General features: G+C 54.3%; 19 protein-coding genes and 1 tRNA gene. 10 read left to right on the forward strand and 10 right to left on the reverse strand.

Features of this window, described 5'->3' with window-relative positions; genetic code table 11:
- Positions 1–94: 94 nt before the first annotated feature.
- Positions 95–901, reverse strand: a complete 807-nt coding sequence (fabI, locus tag TW80_RS03745; protein WP_045995984.1) for an enoyl-ACP reductase FabI — start codon at positions 899–901, stop codon at positions 95–97.
- A 153-nt stretch (positions 902–1,054) separates the two neighbouring features.
- On the opposite strand from fabI, the gene pdxH reads away from it, so the two are divergent.
- From pdxH to TW80_RS03780, 7 genes are all read left to right on the forward strand, one after another.
- A complete protein-coding gene (gene pdxH / locus TW80_RS03750) occupies positions 1,055–1,660 on the forward strand; it encodes a pyridoxamine 5'-phosphate oxidase (protein ID WP_045995985.1) in 606 nt (201 codons plus the stop codon).
- 112 nt (positions 1,661–1,772) lie between these two features.
- A complete protein-coding gene (locus TW80_RS03755; RefSeq protein ID WP_045995986.1) occupies positions 1,773–2,300 on the forward strand; it encodes a cold-shock protein in 528 nt (175 codons plus the stop codon).
- A complete protein-coding gene (locus TW80_RS03760; protein ID WP_045995987.1) occupies positions 2,297–2,773 on the forward strand; it encodes a DUF192 domain-containing protein in 477 nt (158 codons plus the stop codon). Before TW80_RS03755 ends, TW80_RS03760 begins: the two co-directional genes overlap by 4 nt.
- A gap of 41 nt (positions 2,774–2,814) precedes the next feature.
- Positions 2,815–2,891, forward strand: a tRNA-Pro gene (locus TW80_RS03765).
- 546 nt (positions 2,892–3,437) lie between these two features.
- Positions 3,438–7,085 (forward strand): vitamin B12-dependent ribonucleotide reductase, encoded by a 3,648-nt coding sequence (locus tag TW80_RS03770; RefSeq protein WP_045995988.1) that lies wholly within the window; start codon positions 3,438–3,440, stop codon positions 7,083–7,085.
- Between the two features lie 14 nt (positions 7,086–7,099).
- Entirely contained in the window at positions 7,100–7,345 is a 246-nt protein-coding gene (locus tag TW80_RS03775) for a hypothetical protein (protein WP_157033203.1), read from the forward strand.
- A 234-nt stretch (positions 7,346–7,579) separates the two neighbouring features.
- Positions 7,580–8,365, forward strand: coding sequence for a TIGR00266 family protein (locus TW80_RS03780; RefSeq protein WP_045995990.1), 786 nt, complete (start codon positions 7,580–7,582; stop codon positions 8,363–8,365).
- On the opposite strand, the gene TW80_RS03785 is transcribed toward TW80_RS03780, so the two are convergent.
- From TW80_RS03785 to TW80_RS03800, 4 genes are all read right to left on the reverse strand, one after another.
- Positions 8,362–8,781, reverse strand: coding sequence for a cupin domain-containing protein (locus TW80_RS03785; RefSeq protein WP_045995991.1), 420 nt, complete (start codon positions 8,779–8,781; stop codon positions 8,362–8,364). The genes TW80_RS03780 and TW80_RS03785 overlap by 4 nt on opposite strands.
- Positions 8,778–9,365, reverse strand: a complete 588-nt coding sequence (locus TW80_RS03790; protein WP_045995992.1) for a GNAT family N-acetyltransferase — start codon at positions 9,363–9,365, stop codon at positions 8,778–8,780. The genes TW80_RS03785 and TW80_RS03790 overlap by 4 nt, the downstream gene beginning before the upstream one ends.
- 63 nt (positions 9,366–9,428) lie before the next feature.
- The gene (gene eno, locus TW80_RS03795) at positions 9,429–10,706 is read right to left on the reverse strand and encodes a phosphopyruvate hydratase (RefSeq protein ID WP_045995993.1); all 1,278 of its coding nucleotides are present in this window, start codon (positions 10,704–10,706) and stop codon (positions 9,429–9,431) included.
- 40 nt (positions 10,707–10,746) lie between these two features.
- Positions 10,747–11,637 carry a DMT family transporter gene (locus TW80_RS03800; protein ID WP_045995994.1) on the reverse strand — a complete coding sequence of 297 codons (891 nt, stop codon included), beginning with the start codon at positions 11,635–11,637 and terminating at the stop codon, positions 10,747–10,749.
- A 168-nt stretch (positions 11,638–11,805) separates the two neighbouring features.
- On the opposite strand from TW80_RS03800, the gene TW80_RS03805 reads away from it, so the two are divergent.
- Positions 11,806–12,666 carry a dioxygenase family protein gene (locus TW80_RS03805; RefSeq protein ID WP_052700879.1) on the forward strand — a complete coding sequence of 287 codons (861 nt, stop codon included), beginning with the start codon at positions 11,806–11,808 and terminating at the stop codon, positions 12,664–12,666.
- Here TW80_RS03805 and TW80_RS03810 read toward each other — a convergent pair.
- The 5 genes from TW80_RS03810 to tyrS all read right to left on the reverse strand — a co-directional run bounded on the left by TW80_RS03810 (position 12,663) and on the right by tyrS (position 17,543).
- Positions 12,663–13,076: a Fur family transcriptional regulator gene (locus TW80_RS03810; RefSeq protein ID WP_045995995.1), complete on the reverse strand. Its 414-nt coding sequence runs from the start codon at positions 13,074–13,076 to the stop codon at positions 12,663–12,665. The genes TW80_RS03805 and TW80_RS03810 overlap by 4 nt on opposite strands.
- A gap of 37 nt (positions 13,077–13,113) precedes the next feature.
- Positions 13,114–13,998 (reverse strand): PhzF family phenazine biosynthesis protein, encoded by an 885-nt coding sequence (locus TW80_RS03815; RefSeq protein ID WP_045995996.1) that lies wholly within the window; start codon positions 13,996–13,998, stop codon positions 13,114–13,116.
- Positions 13,995–15,245, reverse strand: a complete 1,251-nt coding sequence (locus TW80_RS03820) for a cation:proton antiporter (RefSeq protein ID WP_045996998.1) — start codon at positions 15,243–15,245, stop codon at positions 13,995–13,997. Before TW80_RS03820 ends, TW80_RS03815 begins: the two co-directional genes overlap by 4 nt.
- A gap of 57 nt (positions 15,246–15,302) precedes the next feature.
- Entirely contained in the window at positions 15,303–16,103 is an 801-nt protein-coding gene (locus TW80_RS03825; protein ID WP_045995997.1) for a GNAT family N-acetyltransferase, read from the reverse strand.
- Positions 16,104–16,292: 189 nt separating this feature from the next.
- Positions 16,293–17,543: a tyrosine--tRNA ligase gene (tyrS, locus tag TW80_RS03830; protein ID WP_045995998.1), complete on the reverse strand. Its 1,251-nt coding sequence runs from the start codon at positions 17,541–17,543 to the stop codon at positions 16,293–16,295.
- Positions 17,544–17,606: 63 nt separating this feature from the next.
- Between tyrS and TW80_RS03835 the strand changes: the two genes are divergently transcribed.
- Both TW80_RS03835 and TW80_RS03840 read left to right on the forward strand, forming a co-directional pair.
- Entirely contained in the window at positions 17,607–18,719 is a 1,113-nt protein-coding gene (locus TW80_RS03835) for an anhydro-N-acetylmuramic acid kinase (RefSeq protein ID WP_045995999.1), read from the forward strand.
- Between the two features lie 207 nt (positions 18,720–18,926).
- Positions 18,927–19,544 carry an outer membrane protein gene (locus TW80_RS03840; protein ID WP_045996000.1) on the forward strand — a complete coding sequence of 206 codons (618 nt, stop codon included), beginning with the start codon at positions 18,927–18,929 and terminating at the stop codon, positions 19,542–19,544.
- Positions 19,545–19,588 lie beyond the last annotated feature (44 nt).

Raw genomic sequence — 19,588 nt, forward strand, 5'->3', positions numbered from 1 at the left:
GCATTGTGCGCGCAGCAATGATAACCCCCAGTTCGGGGGCATTGGCTGCGCGCGAATGTAGAAACCGGATGGTTCCAATGTCTCGGGCGTGACCTTACTCTTTGGTAACGTCAGGTGCGTCTACGGCTTTCATTCCGACGACGTGATAACCGGCGTCGACATGCAACACCTCGCCTGTGACTGCGCTGCCCAAATCAGACAGCAGGTACAGTGCGGATTTACCGACTTCTTCTTGTGTCACGGTGCGACGTAGAGGGGCGTTATATTCGTTCCATTTCATGATGAGCCGAAAATCGCCGATGCCAGAAGCCGCCAAGGTCTTGATCGTTCCGGCGCTAATTGCGTTCACGCGAATGGCGTCTTTTCCGAGGTCTTCAGCAAGGTAACGCACCGATGCCTCGAGTGCCGCTTTGGCGACGCCCATGACGTTGTAATGCGGCATGACTTTTTCGGCGCCATAATACGTAAGTGTCAAACATGAGCCACCTTCGGTCATCATTTTTTCGGCACGTTTTACCACGGCTGTGAACGAGTAGACCGAGATATCCATCGACATCAGGAAATTGTCGCGGCTGGTGTCTACGTAACGGCCGCGGAGTTCATTTTTGTCTGAAAAACCAATGGCATGAACGATAAAGTCCAGCTTTCCCCAGCGGCTTTCTAGCTCTGAAAAGAGGGCGTCAATCGACGCTTCGTCACCCACATCACAGGGTAGAACAATGTCTGACCCAACCGATTCCGCAAGCGGACCGACACGTTTCTTGAGTGCGTCGCCCTGATAGGAAAATGCCAATTCAGCGCCGGCTTCGGCACAGGCTTTTGCAATCCCCCATGCGATGGATTTGTCATTGGCAAGGCCCATAATCAGGCCCCGTTTGCCTTGCATCAGCTGAGACGTCATCGCTGTCGTTCCTTCGTCTTGGTTTACTTCGCGTTAGCCTCGTTTAGGCGATTGCAGTACCCGCAGCAAGCTTTTGAACAGACGTTCAAAAAGGTTGCGACATTCTGTGATTGTGCCTAAGCCTATCCCGCAAGGAAAGAGTGAGGCAGAGTAATGGGTGACAGAGATGGTATATTCGCGGGTGAAGACCCGTTTGCCATTGCGCGCCAGTGGCTTGAGACCGCTACTCATTCTGAACCTAACGACGCGAACGCCATCGCACTATCGACTGTCGATGCAACAGGTTTGCCAAACGTGCGCATGGTCTTGCTCAAGGAGATTGAGCAAGACGCATTTGTGTTTTACACCAACTACGAAAGTCAGAAGGCGCAAGAAATCGCGCACTCGGGCAAAGCCGCATTTGTGTTACACTGGAAGTCGTTAGCGCGGCAGATTAGAGTAAGGGGGTTGGTCTCACGTGAGGATGGGCCGATTGCTGATGCTTATTACAAGTCGCGTTCGCTCAAGAGCCGCATTGGCGCTTGGGCATCACGGCAATCGCGGCCTTTGTCGTCACGCTCTGCGTTGATGGCAGAAGTCGCAAAAGTAACGTTACAAAAAGGGGTGGATCCGGGACGGCCACCTTTTTGGGGTGGTTTCCGGATTGTACCTCTGGAAGTCGAGTTTTGGTCAGATGGTGCATACAGGTTGCATGATCGGTTTCGGTGGTCACGCAAAACAACAAGTGGGCCGTGGGAAATCACGCGACTAAATCCATGAGTTTCGCGTATAGTGAAAACTCTATATTAATGTCGTCAAGGTTTTCCGGTGGTGAACGGGACAAATTGAGGAAGACGGGGGCGGTTGCGACTGTGCCCGAGGGGAAGACGTAATGGAAACGCAGGGTGCTAGTAACCAAAAGCGTGTTAATGGACTGGTAAAATGGTTTGATCCGGCAAAGGGCTTTGGCTTTGTCGTTGCAGATCAGGGTGGATCAGACATTTTGCTACACGCAAATGTCTTGCGCAATTTCGGACAGGGGTCTGTCGTTGACGGATCGCAAATCGAAATCGTTGTACAAGACACGCAGCGTGGGCTGCAGGCGACAGAGGTTCTGTCGATCACACCGCCACAAGCTGAAACAGCAGTGCCGCTCAAGGATATGGCCGAGTTTTCGGCCGAAGATATCGCGCAGCGCGAAATAGAACCAGCCCGCGTGAAGTGGTTCGATAAGGCGAAGGGATTCGGATTCGCCAATATTTTTGGAAATACCGACGACGTATTTATTCATATCGAAGTTTTACGGCGGTCGGGCTTGTCCGACCTTCAATCCGGCGAGGCCATTGGCCTGCGACTGGTGGATGGCGAACGGGGTCGCATGGCGATCGAAGTCGTCGGCTGGGAGATAGCCGCTAAGTGAAAAATCTGATCGTCACCCTTGGTTTCATTTTCGCAGCCCAACCAATCTGGGCGGCATGCGCAGAAGATAAGGTGACGGTCAGCGGGGATTGGGGGCAGGCGCGCTTTAGCGTCGATGTTGCCGACGATCCCCAAGAACGCGCCCGTGGGCTGATGTTCGTCGAAGACCTACCGATCATGTCAGGAATGCTGTTTGTGTACGAGCAGCCGCAGCCAGTGAGCTTCTGGATGCAGAACACACTGATTCCCTTGGATATGATTTTTGCCGCACCAGACGGCGAGATTCTCTCGATTCATGAAAATGCGATTCCTTTAGAAACCACACCGATTCCCGGTGGGGACGGAATTTTGGTCGTTCTAGAGATTAACGGCGGGCTTTCGGCGCGTCTTGGGATCGCTGAGGGAGATTTTTTGCAGCATCCGGCCCTTGGTTCTAAGGCATTTTTAAATTGCGACGAAAAGAGTGACGATTAGGCCTTTTCAAATCAGTTCACTGGGTTTAGAGAAGCCCTCGTCGGGGCGTAGCGCAGCCTGGTAGCGCATCTGTTTTGGGAACAGAGGGTCGGGAGTTCGAATCTCTCCGCCCCGACCATTCAACAAAAGCTTGAATATCACGACAGCAGCCTCCGGGCTGCTGTGTCGTTTTGGTCGCGCCCAATAATTCGCCATAAAGATTAACAGCATAGCTGCAAATCGGTGGAAAACCTTCGACTCGAATCTGAAAAACTTTGACTAAGTTAGCCGAACTTAAGGGCTTTCTGTTTTTGCACTTTGATTAACCTTCTGTGGACAATTTGGTGGATGAATCAGTTAGCTTTTTGCCCATGTGGCGGAGATAAGCCGTCAACCGAATTAATCCGTATTTTGTGTTAAAAATGCGTTGACCCACTAGGGCTAGATGCGTCAGTTTGTGCGGGCAAGTCGGCGCAACACAATATGTAGTGCTGACAACCGGGGGCGGTTCAACAGCTAGGCTTTACGCCAAATTGCAGTATCCCAGCGCGGTCCAGCCATTGGCTGGGGCGGTACTGTTCGGCCATTTGAACCCACAGGGAAGCACATAGTCAGTATCGCGCAGGCGGTTGGGATCAAGTTATTTGCTGCAACGTCAGCAACGTCGATAAACAGGGGCAGACAGATGAAAATCGAACGCAATTTTACCAAGTCAGGTGAAGACGCCTACGCAGGGCTCGAATTCAAGACGACCACGTCTGAGATTCGGAACCCCGATGGCACAGTTGTTTTCAAACTCGACGAATGTGAAATTCCGGGCGGTTGGAGCCAGGTTGCATCTGACGTGATCGCACAGAAATATTTCCGCAAGGCGGGCGTTCCTTCGGAGCTGAAGAAAGTCAAAGAAAAGGGTGTCCCTGAGTTCCTGTGGCGGTCTGTCCCCGCCAAAGGTGCGACGTTCGGCGGCGAGACATCTGCAAAGCAGGTTTTTGACCGGCTTGCGGGTGCGTGGACTTACTGGGGCTGGAAGGGCGGCTATTTCTCGTCAGAGGATGATGCGCGTGCCTATTTCGACGAAATGCGCCATATGCTTGCTACACAACGTGCGGCGCCGAACAGCCCGCAGTGGTTTAACACTGGCCTGCACTGGGCTTATGGAATCGATGGTCCTGCACAAGGCCACTACTATGTTGATTACCAAACGGGTGAGCTGACCAAATCTGCCTCAAGCTATGAGCATCCGCAGCCACATGCTTGCTTTATCCAATCGATCCAGGACGATCTGGTGAACGAAGGCGGGATCATGGACCTTTGGGTGCGTGAGGCGCGTCTGTTTAAATATGGCTCTGGTACCGGCACGAACTTTTCTTCGTTGCGCGGGGCAGGAGAGCCTTTGTCTGGTGGTGGCAAATCGTCTGGTTTGATGGGTTTCCTGAAAATCGGCGACCGTGCAGCTGGCGCGATCAAATCAGGTGGTACAACACGCCGTGCCGCGAAAATGGTGATTGTCGATGCCGACCACCCAGATATCGAAGAATTCATCAACTGGAAGGTGGTTGAAGAGCAAAAGGTTGCGAGCATCGTTGCTGGCTCGAAAATGCACGAACGCTACCTCAATGACATCTTCACCGCGATTAAGTCGTGGGATGGCAGCGCCGATGATGCCTATGACACCAAATCGAACAGCGCCCTCGCGACTGCTGTGCGCGCGGCAAAGCGCTCTGCAATTCCAGAGACATATATCAAGCGCGTTCTAGACTACGCAAAGCAAGGCTACGACAGCATTGAATTCCCGACTTACGACACAGATTGGGATTCAGAGGCGTATTCGTCAGTTTCAGGTCAAAACTCGAACAATTCGATTCGCGTCACTGATGCCTTCCTTAAGGCCGTCGAAGATGATGCCGACTGGAAGCTGATCAACCGCAAGAACGGTGAAGTTGCTAAGATCATCAAAGCGCGTGACCTTTGGGAGCAAGTCGGCCATGCAGCATGGGCTTGTGCTGATCCGGGCATCCAGTTCCACGATACAGTCAACGCATGGCACACATGTCCAGAAGACGGTGAGATCCGCGGATCAAACCCTTGTTCTGAATACATGTTCCTTGATGATACGGCCTGTAACCTTGCGTCGATGAACCTGCTAAAGTTCTACAAAGACGGCGAGTTTCAAGTCGAAGACTACATCCATGCGACTCGTCTTTGGACTGTGACGCTAGAGGTCTCGGTCATGATGGCGCAGTTCCCATCCAAAGAGATTGCTCAGCGTTCATATGACTTCCGTACATTGGGGTTGGGCTATGCCAACATCGGCGGTCTGCTGATGAACATGGGTCTTGGCTATGACAGTGATCAGGGCCGTGCGATGGGTGCCGCGTTGACTGCGATCATGACAGGCGTGTCCTATGCGACATCTGCCGAAATGGCGGGTGAGCTTGGCGCATTCCCAGGCTATGCGAAAAACGCAAAGCACATGCAGCGCGTGATCAAAAACCACCGTCAGGCGGCATTGGGCAAATCAACGGGCTATGACAACCTTGATGTAAAACCGGTACCATTGGACCACGCAAACTGTCCTGACCCACGCTTGATCGATCTTGCGATTTCATCTTGGGACGAGGCGCTGGAACTGGGCGAACAGCATGGTTTCCGCAATGCTCAGGTCTCTGTGATTGCGCCAACCGGGACGATTGGTCTGGTTATGGATTGTGACACAACAGGGATCGAGCCTGACTTTGCCCTCGTGAAATTCAAGAAACTTGCGGGCGGGGGCTACTTTAAGATCATCAACCAGTCGGTGCCTGCTGCGCTTGAAAAACTGGGCTATGGTCCAGCGCAGATCGAAGAGATCATTTCATACGCCGTCGGTCACGGTACCATCGGTCAGGCCCCGGCGATCAATCATACCTCGCTGATCGGCCATGGCTTTGGCCAAGCGGAAATCGACAAAATCGAAGCGGCATTGGCATCTGCCTTTGACATTCGTTTTGTGTTCAACCAATGGACTTTGGGCGAAGATTTCTGCACCAAGACCTTGGGCATTCCACATGCGAAGCTGAACGATCCCACCTTTGATCTGCTGCGCCACCTTGGCTACTCTAAGCAAGAAATCGAAGCGGCCAACGACCACGTATGCGGTACAATGACGCTCGAAGGTGCGCCATTCCTCAAGGAAGAGCACTACAACGTCTTTGACTGTGCGAACCCATGTGGCAAAAAAGGCAAACGCTATCTGAGCGTTGATAGCCATATCTACATGATGGCAGCGGCGCAGTCGTTCATCTCTGGCGCGATCTCAAAAACGATCAACATGCCGAACGACGCAACCATCGAGGACTGTCAAAAGGCCTACGAGCTGTCTTGGTCTCTTGGGGTAAAGGCCAACGCACTGTACCGTGACGGTTCCAAGCTGTCGCAGCCGTTGGCAGCCGCACTCGTCGAAGATGATGATGAAGCGGCAGAAACGCTTGAGAGTGGGACACCACAAGAAAAAGCAGCCGTGCTGGCAGAGAAGGTGATCGAAAAGGTCATCGTTCAGGAAGTGCGCAATCGCGAACGCGAAAAGATGCCGCAACGCCGTAAGGGTTACACCCAAAAGGCCATCGTCGGTGGGCACAAGGTCTATCTACGGACGGGCGAATATGAGAACGGCACCCTTGGTGAAATCTTTATTGATATGCACAAAGAAGGCGCCGGTTTCCGTGCGATGATGAACAACTTTGCGATCGCTGTGTCGGTTGGGCTTCAGTATGGCGTGCCGCTCGACGAGTTTGTCGATGCGTTCACCTTTACCAAATTTGAGCCTGCCGGAATGGTTCAAGGTAACGACAGCATCAAGAGCGCAACGTCGATTTTGGATTACGTCTTCCGCGAATTGGCTGTGTCGTATCTCGACCGGACTGATCTGGCTCACGTTAAGCCAGAAGGTGCGTCATTCGACGATATCGGTCGCGGCGAAGAAGAGGGCGTATCGAACGTCCAAACACCTACAGAAAACGCAGCAACGCGGTCGTTGGAAGTGCTCAAGCAGATTTCATCGAGCGGCTACCTGCGCAAGCGGATGCCACAGGATCTGGTGGTTCTTCAGGGCGGGGCCGGTGGGACTGCACTGCCAAACGGTCAAGATCCGCAAGCTGCGTTGCAAACTTTGGTGCCGGAAACGGTGGCAGAAACAGCGATCAGCACGGGCACTGTCAGCATCTCTGCGCGCGATAAAGCTAAGATGCAGGGCTATGAAGGCGACCCATGCGGTGAATGTGGCAACTACACATTGGTCCGCAACGGGACCTGCATGAAATGTAACACATGTGGCGGCACCTCGGGTTGCAGCTAAGGAACGAACAGACAATGGATTTTGCTTTTGAAATTGCGGGCTTTCGTTGCGAGGCCAACTCCATGCGGATGCGTGGTCGGACGCTCGAGGCCAGCTTTGCAAATGATGCTGCGGGTCCATTGTCTGACGCCTTCAGCAATAACACGACAGTGTCTTTCCTCGGGGCTTCGGCGCTGGCGTCGAACTATGCGATCGAGGCGATTAACACTGATGCAGCAAACGGCTGTACCGCAATCTTCGGCGCCCTGAGCGCCGCATAAAGAGATCCAGGGCGGGTGCGCTCGCCCTTGGCGTAGATCAGGCCGCAGGCAACAAACCGGGCAGTACACAAAGAGTGAGCCTGATCAGCGAGACTATAGGGGGGCTTCGGTCCCCCTTTTTTTGTCTTTTGGCGAGTTCCCGCCATTTTTCCCCGATATCTCAGCAAGTTGATTTGAAAAACTGCGTGGGTCGCACCATGTGAAACGCAATGAATTTGGAACGGAGAGATTTGAATGCGCTGCCACGAAGTAGACTATGAGATATTTGGCGATGATATGCAGATCGTCGAGGTCGAGCTGGACCCGCAGGAAAAGGTAATCGCCGAAGCTGGGGCCATGAATTACATGGAAGACGGTATTACCTTTGAAAGCAAGATGGGCGACGGAACCACCCCGACCAGCGGTATGATGGGGGCGCTGTTGAATGTTGGCAAACGGGTCCTCACGGGCGAGTCGATCTTTTTGACCCATTTCGCAAACAGCGGGCACGGTAAAAAGCGCGTCGCCTTTGCCGCACCATACCCGGGCAAGATTGTTCCGATCGATATGTCCAAAGTCGGCGAAGAGCTGATTTGCCAAAAAGACGCATTCCTATGCGCGGCCTTTGGTACCTCGACCGATATTGCGTTTCAAAAGCGGCTCGGCGCGGGGTTTTTTGGTGGTGAAGGGTTCATCTTGCAGCGTCTGCGTGGTGACGGCATGGCCTTTATCCATGTGGGCGGCACTGTGATCAAACGCGAACTCCAACCCGGAGAGGTGTTGCGCGTTGATACCGGCTGCATCGCCGCCTTTGAAGCGGGCGTGACCTATGACATTGAGCGCGCGGGAAATCTGAAATCGATGGTCTTTGGTGGCGAAGGCATCTTTGTAGCGACATTACGCGGCCCCGGCACAGTTTATTTGCAAAGCTTACCGTTCTCGCGGCTTGCTGACCGGATTATTCGGGCTGCCGGGCCGGGCGGTAGCAAAGGCGAAGGGTCCGTTCTGGGCGGTTTGGGGGATCTGTTTGGCGACCGCTAGCGTGGGATGTCAAACCCCGGCGCGGCGAGGGTAAATCCCGCGAAGTCAAAACCGGGGGAGACCGTGCAGCTCACCAATGTCCACGCGCCAGTGGTGCGCGCAGCCTGCCAATGATGTGCAGGCACAATAAGCTGCGGGTGTTCGTCGGACAGTATATCAGGCCCCAAGATATGATCCTTGGCTGGACCAAGGTCGGTTTCTGCCAGGGATAAAACAATTGGCGCGCCAGCATGATAGAGCCAAATTTCAGTCGCATCGACCTTGTGCCAATGGCTGTCTTCGCCAGCCTTTAACAAAAAATAGATACAGGTTCCGCTGGCGCGGCCTTCGTTATCTGCGATCCATGTTTGACGGTAATAGCCGCCTTCGGGATGTGGGCTGAGGTTCAGCTTTTCGATAATGTCAGCGGCTGTCATGCGAATACCGGGATTTGTGGGGCGGCATCACGTTCGATATACCCGGTGAGGCGCGGATCTGGGGCGATTTCGACTTCTTGTTTGATTGGCGTGAACCCGGCCTTGATATAGAAACCGAGTGCCTGCGGACTATCGAGCGTGCAGGTATGGACGTGAAACCGACTAATATTGCGTGTAAATGCGCGTGCAATCGCGTGCTGTATCATCGCGCGGCCTGCGCCTTTTCCAACCATTTGCGGGGTGACACCAAAAAAGGCCAACTCGCAGGCGTCTGGCGTGCGATGATCTAGTTCGATGAGACCAAGGTCGACACCATCAATCCGCAAGGTCCATAATTCGTAGTCGGGATGGTGAATGACTGCTGTCAGATCGTCGTCTGACAAATGCAACCGCGAAAACCACAGCCAATCGCGACCGACGTTGGAGAATATGCTGCGATACCAATCCGGTGACGCATGGTGATGCCGATGAAAAACCCAGTCATTACTGACCGGCCCGGTGTTTGCGGGTTGGCGCATTTCCAGATGGGTGACGATTGTAGCCACCATCCCGCGCGGTACTTCGTGAAAACCGGGTTCTAACATTGGGGTAGCTTAGGCTATAAAAACAAGCCCCGCCAATCTAAAAAGATAAGCGGGGCAAATGCATTAGGCCTTCAGGATCGAACGGCCTGCATATGTGGCTGTCTCGCCAAGCAGCTCTTCGATGCGGATCAGCTGGTTGTATTTCGCAAGACGGTCAGAGCGTGACAATGACCCGGTTTTGATCTGGCCGCAGTTTGTTGCGACAGCGAGGTCCGCGATTGTTGCGTCTTCGGTTTCGCCGGAACGGTGCGACATGACGTTGGTGAATTGCGCGCGGTGCGCCATGTCGACCGCTTGCAGCGTTTCTGTCAGCGTGCCGATTTGGTTAACTTTAACCAGCATAGAGTTGGCAGAGCCTTTGGCGATGCCGTCAGCCAGACGGGCAGGGTTGGTGACGAACAGGTCATCGCCGACCAGCTGAACCTTGTCGCCGATCATGTCTGTCAGTGTCTTCCAACCATCCCAGTCATCTTCGGACATGCCGTCTTCGATGCTGATGATCGGGTAATCGGCAACCAGTTTAGCAAGGTAAGCTGCGTTTTCCTCGGACGTCAGAGAAACGCCTTCGCCAGCCATTTCGTATTTGCCGCCTTTGTAGTATTCCGTCGCTGCACAATCGAGCGCGAGGTAGATGTCTTCGCCCGGTTTGTAACCAGCTTTCTCGATTGAAGTCATAATGAAATCAAGTGCTTCGCGGGTGGATCCAAGGTTTGGTGCAAAGCCACCTTCGTCACCGATACCTGTGTTGTGGCCCGCAGCTGAGAGTTCTTTTTTCAGCGTGTGGAAGACTTCGGAACCCATGCGTACTGCTTCTTTGATGTTGGTCGCAGAGACAGGCATGATCATGAATTCTTGGATGTCGATGGGGTTATCTGCGTGCTCACCACCGTTGATGATGTTCATCATTGGAACGGGCAGGGTGCGTGCAGATGTGCCGCCGATGTAGCGGAAAAGAGGTTGCGCTGTGAAATCTGCCGCAGCTTTGGCCACTGCCATCGATACGCCGAGAATTGCGTTTGCGCCAAGGCGGCCTTTGTTTGGAGTGCCGTCGAGTTCAATCATCGCCATGTCGATGCCAACTTGTTCAGTCGCGTCGAAACCAACGATTGCTTCGGCGATTTCACCGTTTACGGCAGCAACGGCCTCGAGCACGCCTTTACCCATGTAACGTGATTTGTCGCCGTCACGCTTTTCGACGGCTTCGTGCGCACCTGTGGATGCGCCCGATGGTACCGCCGCACGTCCCATTGTTCCGTCTTCTAGGATCACGTCGACTTCGACGGTTGGGTTCCCCCGGCTGTCCAAAATTTCGCGGGCGTGAATGTCGATGATGGTGCTCATAATGTGCTCCGTTGGTGGAATGTTAGCGGTATCATGCGCTCTATAGCGCGGGTTTGGACGCAAGGGAAGTACGACGCAGTCGCGCCTCGCGCCAGAGAGTGTAGACTCCGGATGTCACAATGATTGCAGCGCCCAATAGGGTCAGGGCATCCGGGTTTTCGTCAAACACGACAAAACCAATCGTTAAGGCAAAGACAAGCCGCGTATAGCGGAACGGCGCGATCAGCGACATCTGACCGATCCGGGTTGCCGCGACGAGCATATAATAGGCGATGACGCCGACGATAACCGCGCCAATCAAGCGTAGAATGTTCGCGGCATTGGGCATCACCATCGTTTCACCAGCGAAGATCATAACGATGGCGCCTGTCGGCACCAAAATCAAAAAAGCATATGTTGATAGCTGGCGCGAGGTCACACCCGCAGGCACACGACGTGTAGCGAGGTCACGGATCGCCAGACCAATTACACCCTGAACTGCAAAGAGCGAGTTCGCATCAAAGCCATCCAACCCCGGTCGGAGAACCATCAACACCCCGCCAAGCCCGATACATACGGCCATCCACCGACGCCAGCCTACGGTCTCGCCCAAAAACAGCGCAGCACCAATGGTCACGGCCAAGGGGGTGGCTTGCAGGATCGCAGAGGCTGACGAAATTGGGGTGAGCGCAATTGCGGTCACAAAGCCCAAGGTGCCGAATACTTCGCCCGCGTTGCGGATCAGTACAGCAGGGTGCAGCAGGTCCTTGGACCACAGCCGATCCCCTTTGCTAAGTGCGAGCAGGGCAAAGACCATCCCACCCGCACCGCCAAGCAGGATCAAAATCTGACCCACATGAAGAGCCCCGGCAATCAGCTTGATAAACATATCTTCGAAAGCAAAGCCAAGCATGGCAGCCACCATCAAAGCGCTACCGCGGATATTGTCCATTCGTTGGCCTCATTTACCGGTATTCACCGCTAGGCATACGCGGGCTTTGGACAGAAGCAAAGGCTGATAGCGTTATCTGGCAGCGAATTTCTGCGACGGAGATTTGGCACGACTACGTATCAGGAATGTAACGGCGCTCAGGGCGCTCAATAATAAAGGCAAGGAACAATGTCCCAGCACCCCAATGATCCGCATCATGATGGCGATTTTTTAAGCGATTTCAAACAGCTGGTGAGTAGACGTAAAGTGCTATTTGGTGCCGGTGCGCTGTCTCTTACTGGTGCGGCTCTCTATGCGCAGGCAGGTGGGATGCGTCCGCCCCCCATGACGCCTAGCCCCGAAGTTCTAGGGACCGCAGCAAATGGCGATGTCTGTGTCGGCCAGCCGGCTGAAACCAATGGGCCATTTCCGGCGGACGGCACCAACACACGCGATGGGCAAACGGTGAACGCGCTCACTTTGGCAGGGGTGATCCGGCCGGATATTACAAATAGTATCGCCGGATTGTCGGGGACTGCCGAAGGGATCGGTATGGATTTGACGATGAACCTCGTCAATGTTGATACGGCCTGTAGCCCGATCGCGGATATGGCAGTTTATATCTGGCACTGCGATGCCGCTGGAAAATATTCTCTCTACGAGATCGAAGACCAAAACTATTTGCGTGGCATGCAGATCGCAGATGCGACGGGTGCCGTCACGTTCAAGAGCATCCTACCCGGCACGTATCGGGGACGCTGGCCACATGTGCATTTTGAGGTGTTCCGCAGTGCACAGGCGGCGGTGGCAGGGGAAAAGGCGCTTTTGGTTGGGCAGCTTGCCTTTGAAGAGAGCTTGGTGAGCCGATACTATGCTGCTGATGCACGTTACGCCGATAGCATCCCAAATCTTGCGGTCCAAACATTGGCCTCTGACAACGTATTCGGCGATAGCACAGAGCGGCAGTTAGCCGCGCAGATGGTCACGACAGTCGCCGAAGGGCCAAGCGCCGTGGCCTTTTCTGCCGAAATCGGACTGACTGGCGTTTAGTCCTTTTTGATGGGCACCGCGTATAGCTCAAGGCGGTGCCCCTTGAGTTCATAGCCAAGTTTAGCGGCGATACGTTCCTGAAGCGCCTCAATCTCGGGATCGACAAATTCGATCACTTCACCAGAGTGCATATCAATCAGATGATCGTGATGATCCCGATCCGCCGCTTCATAGCGGGCGCGCCCATCGCCAAATTCATGCTTTTCCAAAATACCTGATTCTTCAAAAAGCTTAACTGTCCGATAGACGGTCGCGAGAGAGATGCGCGGGTCCGCATTGGCGGCGCGCTTATACAATTCTTCGACGTCTGGATGGTCGTCTGCGGCTTCTAAAACAGCGGCAATTGTACGGCGCTGTTCTGTCATACGCAGTCCGTTTGCTTCGCAGCGATCAAGAATTGTTGGCTTCATATCAGTCTCGGCGTTTTGGGGTTTGTCCTTGTTACAGTTAGTCGCCTTTGGTTTCCAGATCAGAGCTGGAAGAATAGATCAATTTCCCTTCCATCACGGGAACTGCCGACCCACTGATTGTCACCGGCACGGGCGATTGCAGTGATGTTTTGGCAGTAATCGTTGACTTGCGTCCCATGTCTTCGCCCTGTGTAATCAGGATCGATTGCGCGCTTTGGAGTTGCTCTGTCAAAAGCGCGGCCAGCGTCGCAGCAGCGCTGCCTGTGGCGGGATCTTCGGGGATCTGATCGAGCGGGGCGAACATGCGCGCGTGAACCTGATCGCCGGTCTTGCAATAGGCGTAAATCGCGAAATCAAGCCCCGCAGGGTATCTGCGCGCACCTTCGCGCACGGCGTCAATGGCTGGCTGACAGTTCGCTAACGTGGCGCGGTCTGACAGTTCAACAAAAACAAACGTGAGCCCCAGGCTCGCTTGGATAGGTACGTGGGTTTCATTGACGATGGTGGATTCGGGAACTCCGAGGCAGGCCGCCACCAGCGCAGGCTCTGGTGTGCTAATCCGTTCCAGCGCAGCAGAGGTCGTAAACGATGCCACCTCACCGTCAAAGCGGCAGGGGATCGGCCCAACGCCAAGTTCGAGCACCAGATCGCCCCGATGCCCTAAATCACGCAGCGCGACTGCCGTACCAATGGTCGGATGCCCGGCAAAGGGCACTTCCATCGTTGGGGTGAATATCCGGACCTTGGCGGTATGTGCGGGATTCGCCGGGGGATAAACAAACGTCGTTTCCGAGAAATTGAATTCACGCGCGATATTTTGCAAATCGGCTTCGGGCAGCGATCGTGCGTCTGGAACGACGGCAAGCTGGTTGCCCCCAAAGGGCTGCGTCGTAAAGACGTCGTACACGACATAGTTGGTCATTGCGGCAGTTCCGGTTCGCGTCCCACCCGTTCGGCAAGGCGCGCAATTGTCAGCCCCTGTACGATGATCGAGAAAATCACCACGACATATGTGGCCGTCAGGATCAGCGGTTTCCATTCATTCGCCGGAAGCGACAGTGCCAATGCAACCGAAATACCGCCCTTGAGCCCACCCCATGTCATGATCGGGATCACGCCAGACGCAAAGCTGCGGAAAGGCTTGAGCATCATCACGGGCACTGCAACCGCCGCGAGCCGGGCGAACAAGGCCAGTGCAATCGAAGCAAAGCCAGTGACGACATAGCTTGCGTCAAACGCGATGGCAAAGACCTCAACCCCGATCATCAGGAACAAAACGGCGTTCAAGATTTCATCAATCAGCTTCCAGAACGCATCGACATAATGGCGTGTTTCTTCGGACATACCGTGTTTGGCACCGACATCACCAATCAGCAAACCAGCGCAGACAGCCATAATCGGGGCGGAAACATGTAAATATACGGCCAGTTCATAGCCGCCAAAGGCCAGTCCAAGCGTGATCAACACCTCGAGCGAATAATCGTCGATCCGACGCATAACGCGAAAGGTCAGCCATCCCAAAACAATCCCCAAGATAGCGCCGCCAATGGCTTCTTGGATAAAGAGTTCGAGGACTGCGGCCGCGCCATTGCCGTGGCTATCGCCATGTGGGAACGCGAGACCTACAAGGATCAAAAAGACCACATAGGCGACGCCGTCGTTAAACAGGCTCTCGCCTGCGATCTTTGTTTCAAGCGACTTTTGTAGATCCGCCTCGCGCAGAACACCCAAAACAGCGACAGGATCGGTTGGTGAAATCAATGCGCCAAAGACCAAGGCTGTAAGCAGCGGCATTCCTGTGAGCCATGAAAATCCGTAGCCGACAATGCTGGTCGATAGGGCAATGCCGATGGTTGCCATCAGTGCAACAGGCATCCATTCGCGTCTAAGGTCAGAAATTTTGACGTGGAGCGCACCAGCAAACAAGAGCAGTCCAAGCATTCCTTCGAGTAATGCATCAGAAAAATCAATGCTTAGCACCGTGTTGCGGACGGTTTGTTCAAGACCCAGCCCAGGAACAATGAAATCCAGAACCATCACAGCAAAAGACGCGAGCAAGGACACGACGAGAATCCCGATCGCGGCGGGAAGCCGTAAAAAGAGATAGTTAATTGACCCAAAGACGCCCGCGAGCACGATAAGAAGCGAAGTAATCTGCAGTAATGTCAAAATAGCCCCCAATACGATTTCTTAAGTCTTAGCAGGTGGTAAGCCGCCCGGCTACAGCTATGGCAAACGGAGCCAAGTACCGCCCAATGGTCGGATAAGAGCCCCAGTGCCAATCTTGAACCGGGCGAGGCCGGGGGCGTTGTGTGTATCGACAGTGCCGAGATCCATCTGCCGAACACCATGTGAATTGAAATACAGCGCAGCGTGGATGATCATGGCGTAATGCGCCGCATGTTTACGACCCAATGCGCCGGACCAACCCAGATGATAAGTTACGCGATCGCCGTGGCGTAGGAATAACATCCCAGCGATTGGTTCTTTATTCAGATATGCGCTCCAAACTTTTACATCATACGGCGCAGTTTTCGCGTAGGCGTGAATGATCTCGTGTGGCAGAGCGCGAAATCGCTTTTGCTTTTGTTGGACTTGATCTGCCTGCAAGAGCCAGTCGTGATGTTTGGCGTGAAAGGGGGCGGTTGAAATTGCGATGGGGCCACGTTGGCTTTGCCGCCAGATATTGCGCCACTTGGGTTTGGCCGTTGTCAAAATGTCGTCCGATAAGGCCAGTTCGGCGACATGAGCAGGCGTCATGATTTGCCGGAACCCCGCCTTTTGTAAGATCGCTGTGTCGCCCCCATCGCTGTTAATGAGCCTGAGGTTCGACCTGTGTAGTTCTGCGTGGTCAGCGTGGGGGCTTTTCCAAACAGGGCCACGCATCGCTGCGTTCAGTCCAAATCTGCGGATACACTGTACCGGGGTCGCGCATCTAAGGTCACATTCAAAGGTTTTCACCCCGATCTGTGCCAATGCCAGACGAAAATTTGGATGCTGTTGGAGAGGTGGTGAAACGGTGGTCATATCCGCCGTTAAGCCATTGGAAACCTAAGGCGTGGTTAATACCGGCATGAAAAAAACAAAGCCTACGACAATTGTGCATGGCGTTGATGCACCTGCACCGCGCCCAACGATAATAGGGGCGGCACTCATGGCCGCCCTCGTTACTTTTCCCGTCGGTGTGACGGTTCTAGTTGTGGATTTGCTCTTGCTTTAGGCCAGTTGAACCAGCGCGTGGCGTTTTTTTCCGGCACTTAGCTTGATCGGCTGCGACAGCGCTGCTGCGTCAATTACCACGTTGGTTTGTGTGAGCGGCTCGTCGTTCATTTTTGCGCCATTCTCGGCGATCAGGCGCTTGGCCTCTTTGCCGCTACCAGCGAGGCCAGCACGGACAAAAAGCTGCACAATTGAAATGCCGTCGCTCAGTTCGTCGGCGCTAAGCGTCAGTGTCGGTAGATCATCACCAACGCCGCCTTTTTCAAAGACCTCGCGCGCTGTGGTTTCGGCGGCTTTGGCAGCCTCTGCACCATGCAACAGGGTTGTAACCTCATTGGCGAGGATGATCTTGGCTTGGTTGATCTCAGACCCTTCGAGCGCGCCAAGGCGGTCGCATTCCTCGACAGGAAGCTCTGTGTAAAGCTTGAGGAACCGACCCGTATCGGCATCGGTGGTATTGCGCCAGAATTGCCAGAACTCGTAAGGAGATAGCATATCAGCGTTCAACCAGATTGCGCCGCCTTGGGACTTGCCCATTTTTTTGCCGTCCGATGTGGTCAAAAGCGGTGTGGTCAGCCCGTGAATTTCATGGTCAAGAACACGACGTGTCAGATCGATCCCGTTGATGATGTTGCCCCACTGATCTGATCCGCCCATTTGCAACAGGCAATCGTAGCGGCGGTTCAACTCGAGAAAGTCATAGGCCTGCAAGATCATGTAGTTGAACTCGAGGAAAGACAGAGATTGTTCCCGGTCAAGACGCGATTTGACGCTTTCGAATGACAGCATCCGGTTCACGCTAAAGTGCCGGCCGATGTCGCGCAAAAACTCGAGGTAGTTTAGATCATCGAGCCATTCAGCATTGTTACGCATCAACGCGCCATTGCCTGCATCTTCATAGGCAAGATAGCGGTCGAACACCTGCTGCATGCCAGAGATGTTGGCATCAATTTGTTCTGGCCCCAACAGCGGGCGCTCGTCTGATCGGAACGATGGATCGCCGACCTTTGTCGTGCCGCCGCCCATCAGCGTAATCGGTTTGTGACCCGTTTTCTGGAACCACCGCAAAAGCATGATGTTCAACAGGTGACCAACGTGCAGTGACGACGCTGTCGCGTCGTAGCCGATATATGCGGTTACCATCCCGTTTGAGAGTGCTTCGTCCAGCTCCTGCAAATTCGTGCAGTCCGCCAGAAAACCCCGCTCGATAATCACGCGGAGAAATTCGGATTTGGGATGGTAAGTCATTAGCTTGTTCCTGCGGTTTGCTCAGTGCACTCTATAGTCAGGTCAGACCGCAAGGGAAAGCGTATGTTGAAGGCAGGAATTGTGAAGGCGCTCGGAACAATGTCCGGCACCTCTTTGGATGGTGTGGACGCCGCAGTGATCGAAACAGACGGCGATATCATCACAGCATTTGGACCCAGCGGATACATTGCTTATTCTGAGGCTGATCAGCGTCTGCTACGCGGTCATTTAGGGCGCTGGCAAAATGATGACGTCATCCAAGCCGCGCAAACCGTTGAGGACACGCATATTCAATTGATGAAGCGTTTCGATGGGGCAGATATTGCAGGATTTCACGGTCAGACCCTGGCGCATGACCCGGCGCGTGGCAGAACCCATCAATGTGGGGACGGGCAGCGGATTGCAGATATGATCGGCGTGCCTGTTGCGTGGGATTTTCGCACTGAGGATGTCGCGCAAGGCGGTGAGGGCGCACCTCTCGCACCGTTTTTTCACTTTGCTCTTGCGAAATGGATTGGGGCGACTGCGCCCATCGCGTTTCTTAATCTGGGCGGGGTGGGCAATATTACGTTTGTGAACCCCCTTGCCGATGATCCGGCTGCATCGGACGCCTTGCTTGCATTTGATACCGGGCCTGCAAACGCCCCGATCAATGACCTGATGCAAAGCAAATTTAACGCCAGCTATGATGTGGACGGTCACATCGCAGCGATGGGGAAGGTGGACGCCGACATCATCACGCGTTTCTTGGCTGGCCCGTATTTTAGAAAACGACCGCCTAAGTCGCTTGATCGTGATGACTTTGCCGGATTGGTCGACGCGGTACAGGGATTAGCTGATCAAGATGCGGTTGCCACCCTCACGCAGGCCGTCGTCGCAAGCGTAGCCGATGCGATGACGCATTGTCCGCAACCACCGCACAGCGTTTATGTCTGCGGAGGGGGGCGCAAGAATAATACGCTGATGGCTGGGTTGCGTGCGGCCTTGGCTTGTCCGGTATATGCAGTCGAACATGTGGGCATTGATGGTGATATGCTCGAGGCGCAGGCTTTCGCATATCTGGCGGTGCGGGTGGCACGCGGGCTACCCATTTCAGCTCCAATGACCACCGGAGTCAGGGTCCCCATGACCGGCGGGCGACTCGCATTTCCCGCGACTCAGGTGATGTCTGGGTGATCTCACTCCGATCCCAGATGTAAAATACCCTTTGTTCACAGTGATGTGACGGCAAGTGATTGAAACTACGCGGGGTTTCGCCAGAATTCTCTGGTTTTTTGCTCGATCCTGCCGACTGAATTCACAGCGCTGTGAGGGGGGATTGAACCTTTTGGCTTCGTAAGCAGTTGTATGTGCAGACGACAACAAGACGAACGGAGAAAACAAATGACTACGTCTTATAAAATTGTTCGCACGAGCATTCTTGCCGCTCCTCTGGCTCTGGCCGCTGGTATGGCTTCTGCAGGCGGGCTGGCCGAGCCAGTGGAAACAGTTGCACCGACCCCAGTGCCTGCCGCGGCACCTGTGATGACTGGTTCTGACTGGACTGGTTTCTATGCTGGTGGTCAGCTGGGTTACGGCCAATTGGATTCTGATGCCCTGACCGAAGACCCCGATGGGCTGACCTATGGTGCGCACGCTGGTTACCTTTATGACATGGGTAGCTGGGTCGTGGGTGCTGAGCTCGACATCGACGGCACTGAAATCGAAGACGAAACAGCCGACGTCGCTGTTGATGCGATCACACGTGCCAAGCTGCGCGTGGGTTATGACGCGGGCAACTGGCTGCCATATGTGACCGCCGGCGTGGCACAGGCGCGTACATCTGGTTCCATTGATGCCGATGATACAGGTGGCTTCGCCGGGCTTGGCGCTGAATACCGCGTGAGCGACAGCATCCGCGTTGGTGCAGAAGTACTTCAGCACCAGTTTGAGGACTTTGATAACACTGGCGTAGACATCGACGCGACAACGGCAGCAGCCCGCGTGTCGTTCCAGTTCTAAGCGAACGCAAGCTAGATTTGTCTGCGTTGTCCTCCCGTCCCCTG

Origin of the sequence: Loktanella sp. S4079 (assembly GCF_000967725.1) — a bacterium.
Classification (GTDB): Bacteria; Pseudomonadota; Alphaproteobacteria; order Rhodobacterales; family Rhodobacteraceae; genus Yoonia.

What these genes read in the sequence shown, in the direction of transcription:
- fabI (WP_045995984.1), bottom strand. Translation starts at nt 901, where the DNA reads ATGACGTCTCAGCTGATGCAAGGCAAACGGGGCCTGATTATGGGCCTT.
- TW80_RS03805 (WP_052700879.1), top strand. Translation starts at nt 11,806, where the DNA reads ATGTCCCAGCACCCCAATGATCCGCATCATGATGGCGATTTTTTAAGC.
- TW80_RS03775 (WP_157033203.1), top strand. Translation starts at nt 7,100, where the DNA reads ATGGATTTTGCTTTTGAAATTGCGGGCTTTCGTTGCGAGGCCAACTCC.
- TW80_RS03840 (WP_045996000.1), top strand. Translation starts at nt 18,927, where the DNA reads ATGACTACGTCTTATAAAATTGTTCGCACGAGCATTCTTGCCGCTCCT.
- TW80_RS03825 (WP_045995997.1), bottom strand. Translation starts at nt 16,103, where the DNA reads ATGACCACCGTTTCACCACCTCTCCAACAGCATCCAAATTTTCGTCTG.
- TW80_RS03800 (WP_045995994.1), bottom strand. Translation starts at nt 11,637, where the DNA reads ATGGACAATATCCGCGGTAGCGCTTTGATGGTGGCTGCCATGCTTGGC.
- eno (WP_045995993.1), bottom strand. Translation starts at nt 10,706, where the DNA reads ATGAGCACCATCATCGACATTCACGCCCGCGAAATTTTGGACAGCCGG.
- TW80_RS03755 (WP_045995986.1), top strand. Translation starts at nt 1,773, where the DNA reads ATGGAAACGCAGGGTGCTAGTAACCAAAAGCGTGTTAATGGACTGGTA.
- tyrS (WP_045995998.1), bottom strand. Translation starts at nt 17,543, where the DNA reads ATGACTTACCATCCCAAATCCGAATTTCTCCGCGTGATTATCGAGCGG.
- TW80_RS03810 (WP_045995995.1), bottom strand. Translation starts at nt 13,076, where the DNA reads ATGAAGCCAACAATTCTTGATCGCTGCGAAGCAAACGGACTGCGTATG.
- TW80_RS03780 (WP_045995990.1), top strand. Translation starts at nt 7,580, where the DNA reads ATGCGCTGCCACGAAGTAGACTATGAGATATTTGGCGATGATATGCAG.
- pdxH (WP_045995985.1), top strand. Translation starts at nt 1,055, where the DNA reads ATGGGTGACAGAGATGGTATATTCGCGGGTGAAGACCCGTTTGCCATT.
- TW80_RS03785 (WP_045995991.1), bottom strand. Translation starts at nt 8,781, where the DNA reads ATGACAGCCGCTGACATTATCGAAAAGCTGAACCTCAGCCCACATCCC.
- TW80_RS03770 (WP_045995988.1), top strand. Translation starts at nt 3,438, where the DNA reads ATGAAAATCGAACGCAATTTTACCAAGTCAGGTGAAGACGCCTACGCA.
- TW80_RS03790 (WP_045995992.1), bottom strand. Translation starts at nt 9,365, where the DNA reads ATGTTAGAACCCGGTTTTCACGAAGTACCGCGCGGGATGGTGGCTACA.
- TW80_RS03815 (WP_045995996.1), bottom strand. Translation starts at nt 13,998, where the DNA reads ATGACCAACTATGTCGTGTACGACGTCTTTACGACGCAGCCCTTTGGG.
- TW80_RS03835 (WP_045995999.1), top strand. Translation starts at nt 17,607, where the DNA reads ATGTTGAAGGCAGGAATTGTGAAGGCGCTCGGAACAATGTCCGGCACC.